The sequence below is a fragment of the Corynebacterium sp. 401_CJEI genome (assembly GCF_001076435.1).
Classification (GTDB): Bacteria; Actinomycetota; Actinomycetes; order Mycobacteriales; family Mycobacteriaceae; genus Corynebacterium; species Corynebacterium jeikeium_D.
The window spans coordinates 38138-56764 of the sequence record NZ_JVIP01000026.1 but is presented as its reverse complement, the minus strand read 5'-3'; the positions used below and the strand labels follow the sequence as shown (position 1 = coordinate 56764).

Below are 18627 nucleotides of genomic sequence, written 5' to 3'. Positions count from 1 at the left end.
CCAGCGAGCTGCTAGTTTCCGGCACCCCAGAAATCCACGGTGAGTTCGGCCAACCACCATGGATCAATCGTGCCGCACATCTCACGCGCCGAGTGCATGGAAACCATCGCAGCTCCGATATCAATGGTGTCGATACCCAGTCGCGTTGCAGTGATCGGGCCGATAGTGGAGCCACATGGCTTGTGGTTCGCAGAGACAAAATACTGCACCGGCACTTCCTGGCCAATGCGCTTGGAGGTTCCCGCTGCGATTCGGACAACCTCCGCCTGACCGGCCGCCGTGGTGGCGTAGCGCTGGTTGGCATTTATCTTCACCACTGGGCCAGCATTGAGTTCCGGCTGGTGCCCCGGCTCGTGTTCGCCTGCATAGTTCGGGTGCACACCGTGTGCGCCGTCGGCCGAGAGACAGATGGAACCGCGGTAGAGCTGCTGGGTGCGTTCCAGGTCTGCGCCTGTGTCCGCTGCGATGCGGGACAGAACGTCGGCAAGCAGTGGCCCTGCAGCGCCCGTGGTGGAGGCGGACCCAACTTCCTCGTGGTCGAAAGCGACCATGACAGGGATGGTGGTTGACGTGCTCCAGTTTTGACGGAGCAAGGTCTCGAAGGCGACCAGGGAGGAGTGGACGCTGAGCAGGTTGTCGAGTCGACCTGAAGCCAGGAACTCATCGTGAGCACCAAAGGTGCGCGGCTGCTGGGTGTCGAAGGAAATGAGGTCCCAGGCGACGATGTCGTCGATAGACAGTCCCGCAGCATCGGCGATGACCTGGTGCACATCGGTACCGAAGGTCTCCAGTCCGATGATCGGTGCAGTGTGATTCTGCTTGTGGAGCTTCAATCCCTCTTCGTTAACTGCACGATTGAGGTGGATAGCCAACTGCGGGATACGCGCGACCGGGCCAGTGCGAGCAAGGTGCTCATGGCCGTTTTTATCAATTACCCGACCAGCGAACTCGATTTCACGGTCGGTCCAGCTTCCCAACAACGCGCCGCCATAGACCTCTACAGCGACCTGCGCATAGCCTGCGGCGGAGGTGCGCGCGTTGGGCTTCATACGAAAACCGGGCGAATCCGTGTGAGAACCCACAATACGGAAACCGGTGAAATCGGCAGCCGGCGTCTCCGGGACGACCCAAGCAACGGCAGCGCCATCGCGACGCAGGACGTAGGCACCGGGCTCGCTTGGCCACTGCTCGTGCTCGTCGACGACCGTGGCACCGGCTGCACTCAGACGGTCAACGACCTGTTGTGCCGCATGAAATGAGCTTGGCGACGCAGCCACAAAATCTATTAAATCCTCAACGTGACTGAGCGCTGCCGCCGGAACGCTGCGCGATGCCGCGTCCGAGGTATCCGCCGAATCCGGGGACTCAGGGGTGGGTGCCGAAGAAATAGCCATAACCAAACTCCTACTTCACATTTGATTCCGGATTTCATTGTATTGGAGCCCACAACTGACCGTGACCGAGCATTGAGCCGGTCCACAGTGTGATGCAGCTTTCATGTTGGGAACGGTATCCACTTAGTCACTTTTGCCCGTTTTAACTCGATATCGGGCATATTCAGACATATAGTGGCAACCGCATCAAAGAAAACCATTTGAATACAGAAACTCTCAAACCGGAATCCTGACCGGATTCCGACCACAGAAAGGGTTTATACCGTGAGCCTTGAAAACCTGTTCCCCCGTTCTTTCACTACCAAGCGCGCCTTCTTCTCTCAGCCGCTGCGCGAAGCTCTTACCCGCGACACCAGCAGTGACGCTAACGCAGTCCACTTCGGCCACCAGGTTAAGAGCGCCCGGAACGAGATTTACAGCGACATGTCTGCCCGTGACATCGTCTCTATGCTGAGCCGCTAAATCTAGCGCTTCCTCAAGTCGAATAAGACCATTGGCTCTGGCTGAGGAAATTTTAATGTCTCCGCGGCAGCTAATTCACTGCCAAAACCAGCTCCAACCTCGCCTGCATCACCATCGCCGTACCGATGTACCGCAAACGCGTGGCAGCCACCAACAACTAGCATCAATGCCAGCGTCAAGAGCATCGCAGTAATCCCCGAGTACACAAATCCGCCGGTATACGGCGTAGCAGCAATCGGGTTTGTCACAGGGAACGTCAGCAGGACCACTAGCAACGCAATACCGATATACGGCCACTGTCTGGTCAATCGGTTCCGCGCCATGGCGGCCAAACCGAACACAGGCGTGACCAGCATCAACATGTAGTGGGTCCAAAGAATCGATGAGAATGTGGCTGCAATAAGCCACGCGCCGGTGATTAGAAACTCAAACCGGTAGACCGGGTTCAACCACGCAACTGCCGTGACCATCAACACCACGCCGAGCGCAATACACAGTGGAATCGTTTTCACGTGACTCGGATAATCACGAACCACTGTTACTAATAAATCAGGATTGCCCAGGTCTGTGGCTAAAGTCGACGCCAACGACTGATTCGCACCACCGACCAAGACCGACGCACCAATGTCGTCGATTCGGTCAATCCAGTCCGAAATAACCGGCATGTCAATGCGGATAAACATCCAGACCGCCAGTACCGCCGTGGTGGCCAGCGACCAGAGGGCTGCGCGCCGTCGATAAGCGAAAAAGAGCATCACGGCGATGAGCGCATACGGAGTCAATTTAATGGATGCGACAATGCCGAGGACGATGCCCGCGAGCCAAGGACGAGTGCGCGAGGCAGCAAGCCCATAGGCGACGCCCGCGACAATCAGCGGTGTCGTCTGACCAATCCAGAACGAATTGAGAGTGGTCGGCAGGGCGAATACGCATGCGGTAACCAGCGCTGCGATGCCCCAGGGCATGGTCGACCGAAACCACAGGTGGTAGGAAGCTGCGACCAGGACCACGACGGCCATTCCGGAAAGAAACAGCAACCAAGCAACCGAGGTTTCAAAGCTCATGACGTGGGATATCGCTCCCAGAGCCTTTGCAAACAAAGGGTTTTGCACAAAGGGATGCGTAAATGGCGCAGACACTTCCTGCGCCAGGCGTGGCCAGACCTCTCCGCTCATGGCGGTGAAATCGATTGGATCGGCATCATAGAGATGGGACTCAAGTCCCCTGTCCATCAGTAGCCCGCCCACCCAGAGCGACGCCCAATCGTCCGGCTGGGTGCGGCCATTCCAGGCCAGCAGCGAGGCAAGACCACCGAGCAGCGAGACCAGCATAAGAGGCCAGCTCATCACAGGCGATTGCGTCAGCGCAGGGGCCTGATTGGGTTTGCGAACCCATATTTTTCGCGAGGCCCGCGACGGAGACTCCGCAACAGCACGTTGCGACTCCGCAACCTGTGACGATGCCCCATCCTGTGACACCGGTCCTTCTGCCCGACTATGCCGTCCCACGTTCCTCCTCATCGCTGGTAAGCGCCTCTATCTAATGTAGTGATTCCACTACAGCAGTGGTTACAACCCGCAGGAACCCGCAAGGTATGACGGCTTACTTTGAACGAAGTGCCAGGTAGACGACAGTTGGCGGCTGTGATGGTCGGAGGGACTACCGGAACTGCGAAATAGTGCCGATGGTCGTAATCAGCTGATCTCCATCGCTGTCGACCACGGCGGCTATGGGCATACGCTCCATCTCATCCGGGCCGACATCGTAGCCCTGCGAGACCTCTGCCGTAATAATCTTTCCGGTCGGGCCGTCCTCAATGCGCGGATTACGAACGACCACATGAACCAGACTGAACTTCGCGGTGAAGTGAACTTCTCCGCGGTAGCTCTCCCCTTCGGCATCGCTGTTGTCATTGTCGCGGGTGAATGAGACAACACCGTCCTCAGGCTCTAGAGCACCGTTCTTAGCAGTGACTCCGCCACCCAGTGCGCCGAATACCTTCTCCAGCGCAGATACAGAAATTACTAAATCCTCGCTGGAGGGAGCCGGGGCATTCTTGCCCGGAGCATCCGAATAATTCAACGGAATATAGATTTCCTCGGCCTCATTAATAGAGCCGGCTGCCGGGTAGACGTAAATACCCCAGTTTTCACCAGCTGGGGTCTCTGGCGGGTCAACAACAATGCGGGCTTCAAAACTGCCGTCATCTGTCATCGGGGTAGCCTGACGAGCGATAGAACGCCGCATATCGACGCCCTGGTTCGGTATGGCCTCGAGAGTTCCGGCCGGCGTGACCCAGGCAATGTTGTCGTGTGGATGTTTCCGCGCCGAAGACGGAGCACCTTCACTTGGCTTCCACGAGTCTGGGAACGCACTGTAGAGAACGTAAACACCATTGGGCACACCCGGAGGAATTGGAAGCGGGTAACCACCACGGTTGGCCGACGGATTGAAACCACTGCCGCGAACAATAAGAACATCGCCGCGATGAACCGTGGCACCTTCAGCTGGTGTGCCGTCCTCAAAAGTGACAGTAACTTCCGGGGATTCGACATACTGTGAATCCTGCGGCTGGAAGTTCTCCGCTGGATTAATCACATTGGGAAAATTGTCCGGCACGATTGGCTTCGCAGTTTCAGCCATTGCCGGGGACACAAACGCCGAAAGAACCATGGCGCCGGACAGCGAAACCGCAGTCGCAGCTCTGCGCGCACCCCGCCCCACCGGTCGACGCACGTCTTCTCCAACCGTGGATGATTCAGAGCTGAATGAACGGCGAGTGTTGCGAGTGTTGCGAGCACCTGCGAGATGGCGGTGGGAATTATCGAAAGTCAGGAATCTCAGGCTGTGCATATAAGCAATGTACACCCCACTAGTTAGGTTTACCTAACGCCTTTATGAAGGTGCGCCTTACCCTCCCCCGTTTGAGGCTCAACACTGAGGCCGGCAGAAATAGCTGAAAACAAAAGAAAACCGCGGCCAAGCCCAATAGAGCTCGACCACGGCTTACTTCAGCAGCTTCTAAGACAACCAGCTACTCCGCGGTAATCGGCAGGTAGACGCGGCTCCCCTGATCAGCGAACTCCTGGGACTTCTCAGCCATGCCGGCCTCGATCGCTTCAACGGAGTCCAGGCCGTGTTCCTTCGCGTAGTCCTGTACATCCTTGGAAATACGCATGGAGCAGAACTTCGGACCACACATGGAACAGAAATGCGCAGTCTTTGCCGGCTCTGCAGGCAGAGTCTCATCGTGGTAATCCAGCGCAGTGTCCGGATCCAGAGCCAGTGCAAACTGGTCATGCCAACGGAACTCGAAGCGGGCCTTCGACAGCGCGTCGTCACGCTCCTGAGCGCGCGGCAGCCCCTTCGCCAAGTCGGCGGCGTGCGCGGAAATCTTGTAAGTAATCACGCCGACCTTGACGTCGTCGCGGTTCGGCAGCCCCAGGTGCTCCTTCGGCGTGACGTAGCAAAGCATGGCGGTGCCAGCCTGCGCAATGATTGCCGCACCGATAGCCGAGGTGATGTGGTCATAGCCCGGCGCGATATCGGTTGCCAGCGGGCCGAGGGTGTAGAACGGAGCTTCCTCACACCACTCCTCTTCCCACTTCACGTTGTCGGCGATCTTGTGCATCGGAACGTGGCCTGGACCTTCAATCATGACCTGACAGCCGCGGGACTTAGCGATCTTGGTCAGCTCGCCGAGGGTGCGCAGCTCAGCCAGCTGGGCTTCATCGTTAGCGTCGGCAATGGAGCCCGGACGCAGGCCATCACCGAGGGAGAACGTGACATCGTACTGCGCCAGAATGTCGCACAGCTCAGCGAAGCGGGTGTAGAGGAAGCTCTCCTGGTGATGCGCGAGGCACCATGCGGCCATAATCGAGCCACCGCGGGAAACAATGCCTGTCACGCGGTTGGCGGCCAGAGGCACATAGCGCAGCAGCACACCCGCGTGAACGGTCATGTAGTCCACGCCCTGTTCACACTGCTCAATGATGGTTTCGCGGTAGATTTCCCAGGTCAGCTTGGCCGGGTCACCCTTGACCTTCTCCAGCGCCTGGTAAATCGGCACCGTACCAACCGGCACCGGGGAGTTACGCAGAATCCACTCGCGGGTTTCGTGAATGTCCTTGCCAGTGGACAGGTCCATGATGGTGTCCGCGCCCCAACGGGTTGCCCACACCATCTTCTCCACCTCTTCAGAGATGGACGAAGTCACGGCCGAGTTGCCGATATTTGCGTTGATCTTGGTGGCAAAACGCTTGCCGATAATCATCGGCTCAGTCTCCGGGTGCTTGTGGTTGGCCGGAATCACGGCACGACCCGCAGCGACCTCTTCGCGCACAACTTCCGGATCCACACCTTCACGAGCGGCGATGAAAGCCATCTCCGGGGTGACAATTCCCGCACGCGCCCATGCCAGCTGCGTCTTGACCTTCGGTGCATCCTCAGAGCCCGCAACCGCCGGCACTGCCGGAGCCTTCGGCCACGAGTCACGAGTCTTAGCCAAACCCTCCTTCAGGTTCAGCTTCGGGTTTTCCTCGGTGTAGATACCCGAGGTGTCGTAAGCATCGAAGTGAGTACCGTCCGTCAGATTGATTCGACGAACTGGAATCCGCAGGTTCGCCTCACCGAAATCGTTGCTAAACGCAACCTCGTCGTAATGCTTGTTACTGCGGTAAATCGGGCCAGTTGTAACCTCGCCCTCTTTCGGCGGAGCGGATACAGATACACGTGCGGCCATGAAGCAACACATCCCTTTCCTACGCTGGTATTACCCAGATTCAGGTTCGTCCGGTCGACGCTCGATTCCTAGCGTCCTCTCAGTGCCGGAATTTCGGTTGGCACTCCCGTGGTTTTGTAATGCGCCTCATAGTCTAACCAATCGTTCGGATTACTTCGGTCATTACACCCACGTTTGCCGCCAATGCTTAACGACGGCACGGAGAACACACCCTAAAGGTGCAGGTTGTGGCTGTGCAGCGGCGCTGTTTTTCGCGGCGACCGCGTTGTCCACACCCCTAAAAAGTTATCCACAGTCGGTCTATTTTTTCGGCTTCTCAGCAAGCGCAATTGTGAACGCGGTGTTATATCTTTCTCACACAAATTCTTTGGGGAGGGAAAATTGAAAAAGGCGACTACTGCCGCCCTAGTGTCAGCACTTCTATGGGGAGTAACGGGGACTAGTTGCGCATCGACCAAGGCTTCCGGCGAGGACGTTCAACCTGTCGGCGACAATGCGACAACCATCACTACTGACTCGGGCGTGACGTTACCTGCGGGTGTGCTTCCACCCAACAATCCGCCGGAGCCCGGTGATGCTCCACTTGGCCCCGATGGGCACTACAACTACGACGCACCCGAATTCGTCCTGACCAATCCGTGTGACGACCCTGAGATTATGGGGCGCTTAGACAGGCTGGGGTTCCGGGAGCAGTCTGAGGTTTCTCAACGCGTAAAAGGAACAAGGCAACTCGGATGCATCATAGGTTCCGAAAGTTCAGCATTGTCTGAGGTTTTCGGAATTTGGCAAGCTTCGATCGCACATCCCGACCTCGCCAGTTACGGTGGGCTTCCAATTGACCGGCAAAACGGAGTCCACGACGGGGTTACATACACAATGACAACCCCAATTGGTCTCTCATACTGTATTGCGTCCGTTGAAACTGAACGCGGATCGTTGGGGTTTGCAGTCGATATCACTGGCCAAGATGATTCCGATTTGACCGAAGAACTATGTAAACCCGTGGACAATCTGCTTACGAAGTATTTGGGGGACCTGTAATGATTAATGCTTTCATCCCGTCTATTGACAACGCCATTTCACAACTAAGTAAATCTTCTGTTTCGGCGGGTTTGTCCTCAGCTGCCTACCCAACGTTGGGCGGTTATTCACAGGTACCGTCTTTGCAGCTGGTCGCGAATGAGCATTCTCTCGCAATAACAGGCAGTCCTGGTAGCGCCAGTTCCATCCATTTGGCGATGGGCAAACAGCTCACGTGGGCACAAACAAATCTCGCTGACTTCCGTCGTGTGATTACTGAGCACGAATCCACCATGAATCGGATCCTTCGAAGCATTAACCCGTTCAATGGTGACGGTGCTTCCATTGCTGAAGTAGCGCGAACAAGCGGTGTATTTCAGCGTCGGCCAATGTTTGAAGCTGGAAGTCTCACTTTCGCGCCAGTGACTCTTTCTGCGGAACTCTGTCTCGATGCGAAGACCCTACTGTCTATGTTTTCCTCGACAAACGATGGTGCCGTAGCCGAGGCAATCGCCTACTGGAACAACTTCGCTGAAACTATGACCACGTTGGCCAGCAATCTAACCTCTATCTCATCTGGCTTGGTGTCGAGCAACAGCGGTGCTGTTTTCTCTGCTGCGGATACGACAATGAAAGGTCTGGCCGCGCGCGCAACCAGCATCGCCACCGCATCTGAGGTCATGGCCGGACACCTTGCCGTTTTGCCGTCCGTGAAGGCGATGGCCGTCAATGCACTATCTGCGATTGAGGCCGAGTCCAAGGCACTCCCAAACCCCGGCGCGCAGAAAGCTTTTGAACAGGCCGAGGTAGCAGCCTTTCTCTCTGGCCCGTATACCGCACAGCTACAGATCGCTATTCCTCGAATTCCTAACCTGGTTTCTGCCGATGCGGGAAGTGGCGTGACTGCCGAGGTTTCCGTTGGAGCCACAGTCGCCGGGCGTTCTGGAACTAGCCAGTTCGGCCTTTCGCCTGCGGGGATGACTGGAAGCATGCAGGCCGCCAGCGCACCAGTTGGCGCCACCTCAACTGTTCCGGATTCTCCAACACCGCCATCCACAGCCGCGAGCACTTCCGCTCCTTCGCAGGTTCAACCGAGCACTTCGACTTTGTCGAACCCTACTAATCCGTCTGCGGCCCCTATACACCCCACATCACCTAGCAGCCCAACGAGCTCCACAATCTCGCCAACTTCCCCGACCGGTACATCAGCCATGGCTCAGCCGAACGCGGCGAATCCAGCCATGGTCGCTCCTTCGGGCGCGAGCGGCCCACTTCAACGCACATCACCGCAAGGCGTTTCGTCTTACGGAGTTCACGGCAACCGACCGGCCGGCTCCCTCGGCGCAGGACGCACTGCGGGGCTCACACCAGCGGGCAATATCCCGGCACTGCCGTCTTCTGGAAACGCAAGCCCCCGTCCACCGGCCTCGGGACTTCCGACTTCAAGTCTTGGACGTATGCCAGCGCCAACAGCGGGTCGCGTGATGGGAACCGGCTTGGGTGCCGGGGTCGCTGGGCCTGCCTTGCCAAACGCCTCGAATAGCCCTGCACAGCGCGGAAGTGGATTGATGAATTCCCTAATCAGTGCGCGCAACAGTGCTACTACCGGAGCTACGGGTGCTGCTGGCGGAATCGCGGGTACCGCTGCTGGAAACCGTGGTGCAGGGACTTTCGCGGCCACCACTGCGGGCAACCGTGGCGGACTGCTCCAAAAGGACTCCGCACCGTCGGCACGCAAACTGACAAATGTGGCCACCATCAGGGATAACGATGCCGGCGCTTTCGAGCAGAACGAATACCAGAAGGAGCTTTTCGGGGATGCGCCAATCACTATCCCGGCGGTGATAGGCCACAACGTCCGAGCGTAAAGCTCCGAGCGTAAAGTCAGCGCGTCCAAGCTGATCTTTACCCGCTCGGGCGCCACGGGGGATCGAACGGCGTCCGTGAATTCATACCTCAACAACGCCTTCAACTTAGACACTTTTTCACCGGCTCCTTGGTCGGGATTGGCGTACATCTCTTGAATTTTTAGGCCTAAATCGTCGCTCTCCAGAAGTTGTAACTAAACCGAACGTTCGTTACAGTTACTGGAATGACAAGTACCGATCACGCCACTTCCACGGGGGCTAATCCGCCCACTCCAGTCACCCACAGGTGGGTCTTCCTCGCTATCATCAGCGCCGGCCTACTACTCATCGGCATAGATAACTCGGTGCTCTACACTGCCCTGCCAGTTTTGCGGGAGCAGCTCCACACAACCGAGTTGGAGGGCCTGTGGATCATCAACGCCTACCCACTGGTGATCTCCGCGCTCCTCCTCGGCACAGGCACTCTGGGCGACCGCATCGGTCACCGCAAGATGTTTCTTGTGGGCCTGACAATTTTTGGCTTCTCTTCCCTGGCCGCAGCCTTTGCGCCGCACGCCTGGGCGCTGGTCATCGCTCGCGGCTGTCTAGGACTGGGCGCCGCGACCATGATGCCGGCAACCCTCGCTTTGCTACGTGAGACCTTCCACCACCCTCGTGAACTTGCCACGGCTATTGGCATTTGGTCAGCCACAGCAACACTGGGTGCCGCTGCTGGCCCCGTCGTCGGCGGTTTCCTGTTGGAGCACTTTTGGTGGGGCTCAATCTTCCTTATCAACATCCCTGTCGTAGTTTTCGCAATCATTGGCACGCTGATTTTCGCTCCACCAAATCAGCCCAACCCAGCCAAACACTGGGACTTCCTCACCAGCCTCTACGCGATGCTGGCCATGCTGGGCCTGGTTTCACTCATCAAGGAACTCGCCGGCCATCGCTCCTCCACCGTCATCGTCGCAGCTATCGCCTGTGGGCTAGTGGGCGCGGCACTGTTTCAGCGTCGTCAGGCACGTCTTACCGAACCCCTCATCGACTTTTCGGTCTTCCGTTCGCCGATGTTTTCCGGTGGCGTGCTGGCAGCAGCGCTTGCCATGTTTGTCCTGGCAGGCGCCGAATTGATGACGACGCAGCGCTTCCAGATTTCCGTCGGATACACACCACTCGACGCGGGCTTGCTAGTTGCCACCGCGGCACTGGCATCCTTGCCAGTTGGTGTCATCGGCGGCATGGTGCTCCATCGAGTGGGTTTCCGCACACTCATCACCGGCGGCTTCCTCCTCAACGCCGTCGGACTGGCAGGCATGTACTACGGCGTTTCCTCGGGCAATTTCTCGCTCATGATCGCGGGATTGATACTGCTCGGCGCGGGCGCAGGTTCTGTGATGTCGGTGTCGTCGACTGCGATAATCGGCTCAGCGCCGAGGTCAAAGGCAGGTATGGCGGCGGCGATGGAATCCGTGTCCTACGAATTCGGCACACTGATTACCGTCGCAATCACAGGCAGTCTCCTGCCTATGTTCTACACCCTGTTTACGCCTGTCGACGCCAGCATCTCACTCACCGATGCACTTCACACGCCAGCGCTTAACGACGGCGCCCGCGCCGGCCTCGACAGTTCCTACCTGGCCATTTTGATTATCCTGGCTGTCGTTGCTGTCATTGCAGCGATTGCGACTGCGGTGGCATTCCGCGGCAACCCGAAGGAGACTGAATATGCGCACGAGTAAGCGCACTGCCATCCTCGACACAATCGTTGAGATTATCGAGACAAGCGGTTTTTCCGAGGTCACCTACGAAAATGTTGCAACTCAATGCGGAATGAGTAAATCAGGATTGATTTACCACTTCCCCTCCCGCGAAGACATGATCCGCAGCGTCCATGAGCACATGGCGCAGTTATGGGAGGAGGAGCTTATCGAAGCCGCAGGTGGGCCCGCAGAGGAGGTATCCCCCGCCAACCGCCTACGCGCAAACCTCCAGGTCTCGCTGGATACGGCAACGAGGGCCGAGCTACTCATGTCCATCGACTCTGCCGCCGACCCGGAGCTGCGCGAGATTTGGACGCGCCTTTTGCGCCGGTGGAATCCGCCGGTAGAACGGATTGCCACCGACCAGGATGCCTGCATGGCCTACGTTGTCCAAATGATTTCCGATGGACTCTGGGCTAACGACTACCTCAATGGCAATCAGCTCACGAAAGCGCAGCGCAAGGCAATCGCCGAGGCTGCGGCAAAGCTGATTCCAGAGTCGATGGAGTAGCCAGCTCTAGACGCCCTTGCGCTGAACGTCCTTGAGCTCGGAGTCAGTGGCCAGGCCATAGTTGGCACCCTCATAGACAGCCTTTGCTCGACTCGTTCCGTCGAGCACATACTCGCTAAAGGACAGCACCATCGAGCCGAGCACATTCTTGGACGGATCATCCAGGTAGGTGCCGTGGTAGGAACCGGTGACTACCGCTTCCCAGGCGGGCCCTGCAGCATCGCGGTAACCACGTCGATCGGCATCAAAAGGAACGATGTCCTCGTGCTCAGCAATGGCCACCAGGCTCGGAATCTCCGGTGGGGTGGAGATCAGTCCAGCGTCGGAAGGCCCTGGGTTGATGGCGACCAGCCCGCGGGTGACCATATCGATGCCCGCAGCCTGGAACGCCTTATCCATCCTGTTGTTCAGGAAGATTGCGGAGCCGCCACCTGCAGAGTGCCCGACCAGCATCGTGCGGGAGAAATCGATCTTGCCTGCAAGTGGCGTGGACTCGTCCTCATTGGCCGCTGCGGCAACTGAAGCTGCCAGCACCATCTGTGGCGCGAACCAGTTGGTGAAGTTGTAGCCAAGAGCCACGACATATCCGTGGCTTGCATAGAGTCGTGCTTGCGCGTCGTACATACCTGGCTCAGTACCAATGCCAGGGCTCAGAACCATCAGCGGCGCGGACTCCATGGAGTCGATATCCGCCGGGTAAATGAGCTGCGCGCCAACTGGGGAGGCGTTGGCCGATTCCGGCAACACGTCATAGCAGCCGGTGGTGCCGTGGAGACCGTGGAGGTCCCGCAGTACGCGGTTGTAGATGGTGTAGACGACACCGTCACATGGCATTGCTTCACGGGTTGCGGCAACTGGGTGGGAGCCCATCGCTCCGAACTCCTTGCGCAGGTGCCCCGCCTCTGGGGCGAACGGCTCGGTGATATGGCCACTTTCACCACCGGAGATGGCGCGGTTTACGCCACCCATGACATCCACCAGACCACCGCCAATTTTCTCCACGGTTTCCGAGTTCTGGTAGTCAACAGTGCTTTCACGTGCAGTGATGTCCGGCAGCTGACCAATGCGCGGTGCCGCCTGCGCTGGCACCTGCCCGCCGAGAACTACACCAGCTGCGAGCGAAAGAGCAACCACCTTCGAGAACTTACGCCCCTGCCCTTGACGGGATGCCGACACGGTCTTTCCGGCCGCCCTTAGTGAACCAATCATCGTTTTCCTTAACTCTTGCCAAGAACCTAGGAATACGAATTTACCTAATACGTAAATACATACGTAAAGAAAGAAATAGCCTCCCCCATCTTTCACCCCTCAAACAATCATTCAGAGCGCTGAAAATGTTCACTCTCGCCCAAAATTAACACCACCACCCCCATTTCCTACCCCCTTTCCACGAGTGCACAAATTCAGAAAACCCACCTCACCACCGTTACCCACATATTTTTATTACCTTTTTCCATAAACGCCTCCGCTGCCTCCCTACCAGCGCATACCTTATTGACACCAAGGACAAAGTGGCCACGCCCACACTCACTGTTAACCGACAACCGAGTGCGCATGGCCCTTAATAAAACCCCGAACAGAAAAGAACTCCCACAATGAGAATCGGCATCCCTTTAGAACCCGATCCCCAGCAAACAATTGTGGCTGCGACCCCGGAGACCGTCGGCAAACTCGTCAAGCTTGGCTACGAGGTCGCCGTGCAGGCTGACGCCGGCCTGGCTGCTAAGTTCACCGACGCGGACTACGAATCCGCCGGTGCCACCATTGTCGACGAGTCTGTCTGGCACAGCGATATCGTCGTAACGCTCGACACTCCGCCGGAGCAGTTCCGTGCACTGCTTAACGACGGTGCCATGCTGATCAGCCGACTTGCGCCAGGCCGAAACGAAGAACTGGTCGAAGAACTCGCGCAACGCAACATCACTGCCCTTGCTATGGACGCAGTTCCCCGCATTTCCAGGGCACAGTCGATGGACGTGCTGTCGTCGATGGCCAACATCGGCGGCTACCGCGCAGTAGTCGAAGCGGCTTCTGCATATGGTCGCCTTTTCACTGGTCAGGTGACTGCCGCAGGCAAGATGCCACCAGCTACCGTTTACGTCATCGGCGCTGGTGTCGGCGGACTTGCGGCGATCGGTACGGCCAACTCGATGGGCGCGATTGTCAAGGCAACAGACCTGCGCCCTGAAGCCGGTGAGCAGGTCGAATCGATGGGTGCAGAGTTCATCCCGATTCCGGCCGCCGCCGAGAAGTCCGAGGATGGCTACGCCAAGGAAATGACCAATGATCAGGCTGCCGCTGCCGCGAAGCTCTACTCCGAGCAGTCCGCGCAGGCTGACATTGTCATTACCACCGCGAATATCCCTGGCCGTCGCTCTCCACTGCTGCTGACTGCTGCCGATGTTGCAGCTATGAAGCCAGGCAGCGTCATCGTCGACATGGCTGCCGCAGGTGGCGGCAACTGCGAGATGACCGTTCCAGGCAAGACCATTGTCACTGACAACGGTGTGACCATCATCGGTTACACCGACCTTGCAGGACGTCTGCCCGCGCAGGCATCGTCGCTGTACGGACAGAACATTTTCAACCTGTTCAAGCTGATCACGCCGGAAAAGGATGGCTCTCCAGTTCTCAATCTCGAGGACGAGATTATCCGTGGCATCACGGTGACAAAGGCTCGCTCACAAAATGGCGCCGGCGCTACCGGAGCTGAGATTCTCTGGCCACCACCGCCAATCAAGGTCGCTGTCACCCCTGCTGCCCCACTGCAGGAGCAGCAGGCTCACCAGGCCGCATTAGAAGAGAATGCGCCGGAGAAGGTTTCCTTCATGGGATCGGGCCTGGGCTCGAAGGTTGCTCTGGGCCTGACGGCACTGCTGGCCATTGTGGTTATGCTCAGCGCACCGCACAGCGTGAGCGCCAACTTCATGGTTCTCACCTTGGCTATCGTGCTCGGCTTCTACGTGATCTCCGCGGTCACGCCGCGCCTGCACACACCACTGATGTCTGAGACCAACGCGATCTCCGGCATTGTTCTGGTGGGTGCGATTCTCCAGGTGGGAAGCTCCAACCTGCTGGTTTCCGGTCTCGCGTTCGCGGCCATTGTGGTCAGCTCCATCAATATCTTCGGCGGTTTCGCCGTCACCGACCGCATGCTTGGCATGTTTGTGAAAGAGGAGGCATAAAGTCTAATGGCTAGCATTGATACTGCTTCGCTTCTGGACTGGACCTACCGCCTGTCCAACGTCGGCTACATTGTCGCCGCTGTCCTGTTCCTCGCTGCCCTCTCGAGCCTGTCCAAGCCGGAGACCGCTCGCCGCGGTAACTCCTTCGGTATTGCTGGTATGGCTGTAGCCGTTGTCATTGCCATCTTCCAGGCACTCGTCACCGCAGACACCAAGCCGGATACTCACTTCTCGCCGCTGATTACCCTGATTCTCATCGCCGTCGCTATCGGCATCGGTGGTGTCATCGGTATCAGTCGCGCACGCCGCGTTGCCATGACTGGCATGCCGCAGCTGATTGCACTGTTCAATGGTCTGGTCGGACTCGGCGCTATCTTCATCGGATTCAACTCCTACATCTTCGCCGAAGATGTCGCCCCCGATGCCCTGAAGTTCCACTTCGGTGAGGTCTACATTGGCGTCTTCATCGGCGCTGTGACCTTCACTGGCTCCATCGTCGCAGGCCTGAAGCTGTCTGAGAAGATCAAGGGCTCGCCGCTTCTGCTGCCGGGCCGCAACGCTCTGAACATTGCCATTCTGGTGGTCACTCTGGTTCTCCTGGCTGTCTTCATCGCAACCGGCACCGAGGGCGGCGCCATCGCATGGGCATGCATGGTTGCAGTGACTGCTTTGGGCCTGTTCTTGGGCTGGCACCTGGTCATCGCCATCGGTGGCGGCGACATGCCGGTTGTCGTGTCCATCATGAACTCGTATTCCGGTTGGGCCGCCGCTTTCACCGGTCTCATGCTTGGCAACCCGCTGCTCATCATCACTGGTGCGCTGGTTGGTTCCTCCGGCGCCTACCTGTCGTACATCATGTGTGAGGCCATGAACCGCTCCTTTGCCAACGTTATTCTGGGTGGCTTTGGCTCCGAGGCTTCGTCGGGAAGCGCCGTGGAAGGCTCCCACACCGAGGTCAGCCACGAGGACACCTCCGAGATTCTGCGTGACGCAGACAAGATCCTCATCGCTCCGGGCTACGGTATGGCTGTGGCACAGGCTCAGTACGCTGTTGCTGACCTGGTCCGTAACCTGCGTGAGGCCGGCAAGGAAGTGGTCTTCGGTATCCACCCAGTCGCTGGCCGCCTGCCGGGTCACATGAACGTGCTGCTGGCTGAGGCCAAGGTTCCCTACGACATCGTGCTGGAGCTGGACGAGGTCAACGATGACTTCGCTGATGTGGATGTCACCCTGGTCATCGGTGCAAATGACACCGTCAACCCGATGGCAGAGCAGCCGGGCTCCCCGATTGCGGGTATGCCGGTGCTGAAGGTGTGGGAATCTGAGCGCGTGATTGTTCTCAAGCGTTCGATGGGTTCGGGTTACTCGGGCGTGCAGAACCCGTTGTTCTTCAACGAAAACACCGACATGCTTATCGGCGATGCGAAGGCCAGCGTCGACTCTCTGAACCGCATCCTGGCGAGTTCGAAGGTCAACGCTTAAAACTTCAGGTAAGCAACGCCGTACAAATCGGAGCCTAGGCGATTAATTCCTAGGCTTCGCCACGGGCTGCATCACGAACCATCGTGATGTGCTCAATGCCGGCTTCTATGAAGGTCTCCCCGATCTCATGGAAGCCGGCTTTTGCGTACACAGCCTTCGCCTGCGTCTGGGCATGCAGAATCAGCCCCGTATCTGGGTGGTCAGCGATGACCTGCTGCAGCAGTTTCGAGGACAACCCCCTACCCCGGCTCGCAGCATCGACGACAACTCGGCCGATGGTGCGCGGGTAGCTCGTCGAGAACTCATCGAGCGTGTCAATTACACGCAAGTACGCAATAATCTTGCGGGAGTCATTGTCGTCGCGGATGAAATAGTGCTCTGCGGTATCTTCCAGGTCGCGCCAATCCATTTCCGGCTCTGTACAGGACTGCTCAAGATAGAACACATCGGTGCGCAGTGCCGAGATGGCATAAACATCCGTCGCGCTGAGTTGAGAAAAGGAGGCGTGTTCAATCATGGTGGCTGATTTTACTGCGAAGAACGGTGTGACGCTCATAGCTGGCAAACGTAGTGGCGCACCATCGCGCAGAATGAAGCCGCAGACCTATACCGCCCGCACCCGGCGGAATTGTACCTTCGCGCCGGGCACCAATTGCCCGGCCCTCGACAATGACGGCTCCGTCAACACACCAATGACCGGATATCCACCCGTCGCCGGATGATCAGGACCGAAAATAATCGGCTGCCCCGATGCGGGCACTTGTATCGCACCGGGGACCATTCCCTCGCTTGCCAACTCATGGGTGACCTGGCGCTCAAGAGTAGTCCCATTCAGCCGAAGTCCGACGCGGTTGGCCTCTTGCGTCACGGTCCATGTCTCGTGAAAGAAATCACTGACGCTTTCCCGCGTAAACCAGTCCGCCCGAGGGCCAGGAACAACATCTAAGCGCGCAGCCTCGCTCGACCAATGAGGCGCGGGATAAATTGCGATTGACGACCCCGTCGAATACTCCGGGTCGCCGACCTGCAAGACCTGACCGGCCTGCAAAGGCGCTGGGCCGAGCTTGCCGAGCGTATCGTATGACCGCGAGCCCAGCACTTCCGCGACATCGATGCCCCCTCGAATCGCGACGTACCCGCGAAGACCTGCATCGAAGGTACCAAGCCGCACAATTGCCTTCGCCCCGACCACAATTCGACTATTCATCGAGGTCTTGATGACCTTGCCATCCTGCTCGACAGTCACCTCACCGTGGGCTCCTGCGAAGGATATGATTGCTCCCTCCGCTACTTGGAACTCCAACCCGCCGACGACGCACTCAAGCACCGCCAGGCTTTCTTCGTTGACAACCATCCGGTTAGCAGCTGCCGCGGACTCGTGGTCGAACGCACCGGAAGTACTCACGCCCAGGCTGCCTTGCCCTGCACGGCCCAAATCCTGAATCGTCGTCAATATGCCGGGTCGAATAATCTCGATAGAATTCTTCATCTCTTCCGCCCCCTTTTTCTACGCCGCACTCACCGTAGAAGTCGCTTCAAATTGCACCTCAACCCCGGGCTCAAGCAGCGCCGGATTAGGCCGATTCAAGTCCCACATCTCCACATCTGTATGTCCCAAGAGCTGCCAGCCACCGGGCGAATCGATGGGATATACACCTGCGAATTGGCCCGCAAGTCCGACGGAGCCCTTGGGAACTCGAGTGCGCGGCGTCGTAAGGCGGGGAATATCAAGCGGCTCTGGCCACCCCTGACCGCTCCCGCGCACCATGTAATAAAAGCCCGGCGCGAATCCACCGAACGCGGCCGTCCAAGGGCGTTCGCAGTGCCAATCAATTAACGCTTGGGGGCTCATCCCAAGGCTTTGTGCCAAGGACTCAAGGTCCGCGCCGTCATAGTGAACGGGAATCGTCATTGTTTTTCGCTTGTCGACGGTCTGCCTCTGCGCATTGTTGCCCCGCAGCGCGGTTTCTACTGCGCCGAGGTAACGACGAGCCGGTCCGCGAAAGCGAAGAAGGAGCGTTTGGGCTGCAGGTACCCTGTCAACGAGTCCCTCGATCTCGGCCGCAGCAGAGTGTGCACGAAGTACCTTCGCCAACGGATTGGCCGATGATGAATAGTCGATAAGCAGCGCATTTGTTCCCATAGGGCGAATCTCGGCCATGGCGGTGCTGATCCTTTCTTTCTTGCGGGGTTGAAAAACTGCGGTTGATAAGACCGGTGTG

General features: G+C 58.0%; 15 protein-coding genes and 1 riboswitch. Of the genes, 7 read left to right on the top strand and 8 right to left on the bottom strand.

Annotation, left to right across the window (positions count from 1 at the left end; translation table 11 throughout):
• Positions 1-11: 11 nt before the first annotated feature.
• Positions 12-1394, bottom strand: coding sequence for a M18 family aminopeptidase (locus ADM64_RS06705; RefSeq protein WP_049193641.1), 1383 nt, complete (start codon positions 1392-1394; stop codon positions 12-14).
• 264 nt (positions 1395-1658) lie between these two features.
• On the opposite strand from ADM64_RS06705, the gene ADM64_RS06700 reads away from it, so the two are divergent.
• Complete coding sequence (locus ADM64_RS06700) at positions 1659-1856, top strand: hypothetical protein (protein WP_048732933.1); 198 nt, start codon at positions 1659-1661, stop codon at positions 1854-1856.
• 2 nt (positions 1857-1858) lie between these two features.
• Here ADM64_RS06700 and ADM64_RS06695 read toward each other — a convergent pair whose 3' ends face one another.
• From ADM64_RS06695 to thiC, 3 genes are all read right to left on the bottom strand, one after another.
• Positions 1859-3202, bottom strand: coding sequence for a glycosyltransferase family 87 protein (locus ADM64_RS06695; RefSeq protein ID WP_224784043.1), 1344 nt, complete (start codon positions 3200-3202; stop codon positions 1859-1861).
• Positions 3203-3515: 313 nt separating this feature from the next.
• Positions 3516-4709 (bottom strand): HtaA domain-containing protein, encoded by a 1194-nt coding sequence (locus ADM64_RS06690; protein ID WP_241486348.1) that lies wholly within the window; start codon positions 4707-4709, stop codon positions 3516-3518.
• 181 nt (positions 4710-4890) lie between these two features.
• On the bottom strand, positions 4891-6597 hold the full coding sequence (thiC, locus tag ADM64_RS06685; protein ID WP_049193640.1) for a phosphomethylpyrimidine synthase ThiC: 1707 nt from the start codon (positions 6595-6597) through the stop codon (positions 4891-4893).
• A riboswitch (TPP riboswitch) is annotated at positions 6596-6717 on the bottom strand. (Overlaps the previous gene by 2 nt.)
• 288 nt (positions 6718-7005) lie before the next feature.
• Between thiC and ADM64_RS06680 the strand changes: the two genes are divergently transcribed.
• The 4 genes from ADM64_RS06680 (at position 7006) to ADM64_RS06665 (ending at position 11738) form a co-directional block, all read left to right on the top strand.
• Positions 7006-7638, top strand: coding sequence for a hypothetical protein (locus ADM64_RS06680; protein ID WP_241486347.1), 633 nt, complete (start codon positions 7006-7008; stop codon positions 7636-7638).
• A gap of 197 nt (positions 7639-7835) precedes the next feature.
• Positions 7836-9485, top strand: a complete 1650-nt coding sequence (locus ADM64_RS06675; RefSeq protein WP_224783801.1) for a hypothetical protein — start codon at positions 7836-7838, stop codon at positions 9483-9485.
• Between the two features lie 224 nt (positions 9486-9709).
• A complete protein-coding gene (locus ADM64_RS06670; RefSeq protein ID WP_049193636.1) occupies positions 9710-11206 on the top strand; it encodes an MFS transporter in 1497 nt (498 codons plus the stop codon).
• A complete protein-coding gene (locus tag ADM64_RS06665) occupies positions 11193-11738 on the top strand; it encodes a TetR/AcrR family transcriptional regulator (protein ID WP_049189337.1) in 546 nt (181 codons plus the stop codon). The genes ADM64_RS06670 and ADM64_RS06665 overlap by 14 nt, the downstream gene beginning before the upstream one ends.
• 6 nt (positions 11739-11744) lie before the next feature.
• On the opposite strand, the gene ADM64_RS06660 is transcribed toward ADM64_RS06665, so the two are convergent.
• Positions 11745-12947, bottom strand: a complete 1203-nt coding sequence (locus ADM64_RS06660; protein WP_049193635.1) for an alpha/beta hydrolase — start codon at positions 12945-12947, stop codon at positions 11745-11747.
• Between the two features lie 386 nt (positions 12948-13333).
• On the opposite strand from ADM64_RS06660, the gene ADM64_RS10935 reads away from it, so the two are divergent.
• Both ADM64_RS10935 and ADM64_RS10930 read left to right on the top strand, forming a co-directional pair.
• A complete protein-coding gene (locus ADM64_RS10935) occupies positions 13334-14923 on the top strand; it encodes a Re/Si-specific NAD(P)(+) transhydrogenase subunit alpha (RefSeq protein WP_049193634.1) in 1590 nt (529 codons plus the stop codon).
• Between the two features lie 6 nt (positions 14924-14929).
• Positions 14930-16405: an NAD(P)(+) transhydrogenase (Re/Si-specific) subunit beta gene (locus ADM64_RS10930; RefSeq protein ID WP_048734918.1), complete on the top strand. Its 1476-nt coding sequence runs from the start codon at positions 14930-14932 to the stop codon at positions 16403-16405.
• Positions 16406-16454: 49 nt separating this feature from the next.
• On the opposite strand, the gene ADM64_RS06645 is transcribed toward ADM64_RS10930, so the two are convergent.
• From ADM64_RS06645 to ADM64_RS06635, 3 genes are all read right to left on the bottom strand, one after another.
• The gene (locus ADM64_RS06645) at positions 16455-16922 is read right to left on the bottom strand and encodes a GNAT family N-acetyltransferase (protein WP_049193633.1); all 468 of its coding nucleotides are present in this window, start codon (positions 16920-16922) and stop codon (positions 16455-16457) included.
• 87 nt (positions 16923-17009) lie between these two features.
• The gene (locus ADM64_RS06640; RefSeq protein WP_049172680.1) at positions 17010-17894 is read right to left on the bottom strand and encodes a biotin-dependent carboxyltransferase family protein; all 885 of its coding nucleotides are present in this window, start codon (positions 17892-17894) and stop codon (positions 17010-17012) included.
• Positions 17895-17912: 18 nt separating this feature from the next.
• Entirely contained in the window at positions 17913-18566 is a 654-nt protein-coding gene (locus ADM64_RS06635) for a 5-oxoprolinase subunit B family protein (RefSeq protein ID WP_049172678.1), read from the bottom strand.
• Positions 18567-18627: the final 61 nt, after the last annotated feature.

Bases quoted from the DNA above. Each gene is read 5' to 3' on its own strand.
- ADM64_RS06705 (WP_049193641.1), bottom strand. From the start codon at position 1,394: ATGGCTATTTCTTCGGCACCCACCCCTGAGTCCCCGGATTCGGCGGAT.
- ADM64_RS06695 (WP_224784043.1), bottom strand. From the start codon at position 3,202: ATGAGCTGGCCTCTTATGCTGGTCTCGCTGCTCGGTGGTCTTGCCTCG.
- ADM64_RS06690 (WP_241486348.1), bottom strand. From the start codon at position 4,709: ATGCACAGCCTGAGATTCCTGACTTTCGATAATTCCCACCGCCATCTC.
- thiC (WP_049193640.1), bottom strand. From the start codon at position 6,597: ATGGCCGCACGTGTATCTGTATCCGCTCCGCCGAAAGAGGGCGAGGTT.
- ADM64_RS06675 (WP_224783801.1), top strand. From the start codon at position 7,836: ATGGGCAAACAGCTCACGTGGGCACAAACAAATCTCGCTGACTTCCGT.
- ADM64_RS06670 (WP_049193636.1), top strand. From the start codon at position 9,710: ATGACAAGTACCGATCACGCCACTTCCACGGGGGCTAATCCGCCCACT.
- ADM64_RS06665 (WP_049189337.1), top strand. From the start codon at position 11,193: ATGCGCACGAGTAAGCGCACTGCCATCCTCGACACAATCGTTGAGATT.
- ADM64_RS06660 (WP_049193635.1), bottom strand. From the start codon at position 12,947: ATGATTGGTTCACTAAGGGCGGCCGGAAAGACCGTGTCGGCATCCCGT.
- ADM64_RS10935 (WP_049193634.1), top strand. From the start codon at position 13,334: ATGAGAATCGGCATCCCTTTAGAACCCGATCCCCAGCAAACAATTGTG.
- ADM64_RS10930 (WP_048734918.1), top strand. From the start codon at position 14,930: ATGGCTAGCATTGATACTGCTTCGCTTCTGGACTGGACCTACCGCCTG.
- ADM64_RS06645 (WP_049193633.1), bottom strand. From the start codon at position 16,922: ATGATTGAACACGCCTCCTTTTCTCAACTCAGCGCGACGGATGTTTAT.
- ADM64_RS06640 (WP_049172680.1), bottom strand. From the start codon at position 17,894: ATGAAGAATTCTATCGAGATTATTCGACCCGGCATATTGACGACGATT.
- ADM64_RS06635 (WP_049172678.1), bottom strand. From the start codon at position 18,566: ATGGCCGAGATTCGCCCTATGGGAACAAATGCGCTGCTTATCGACTAT.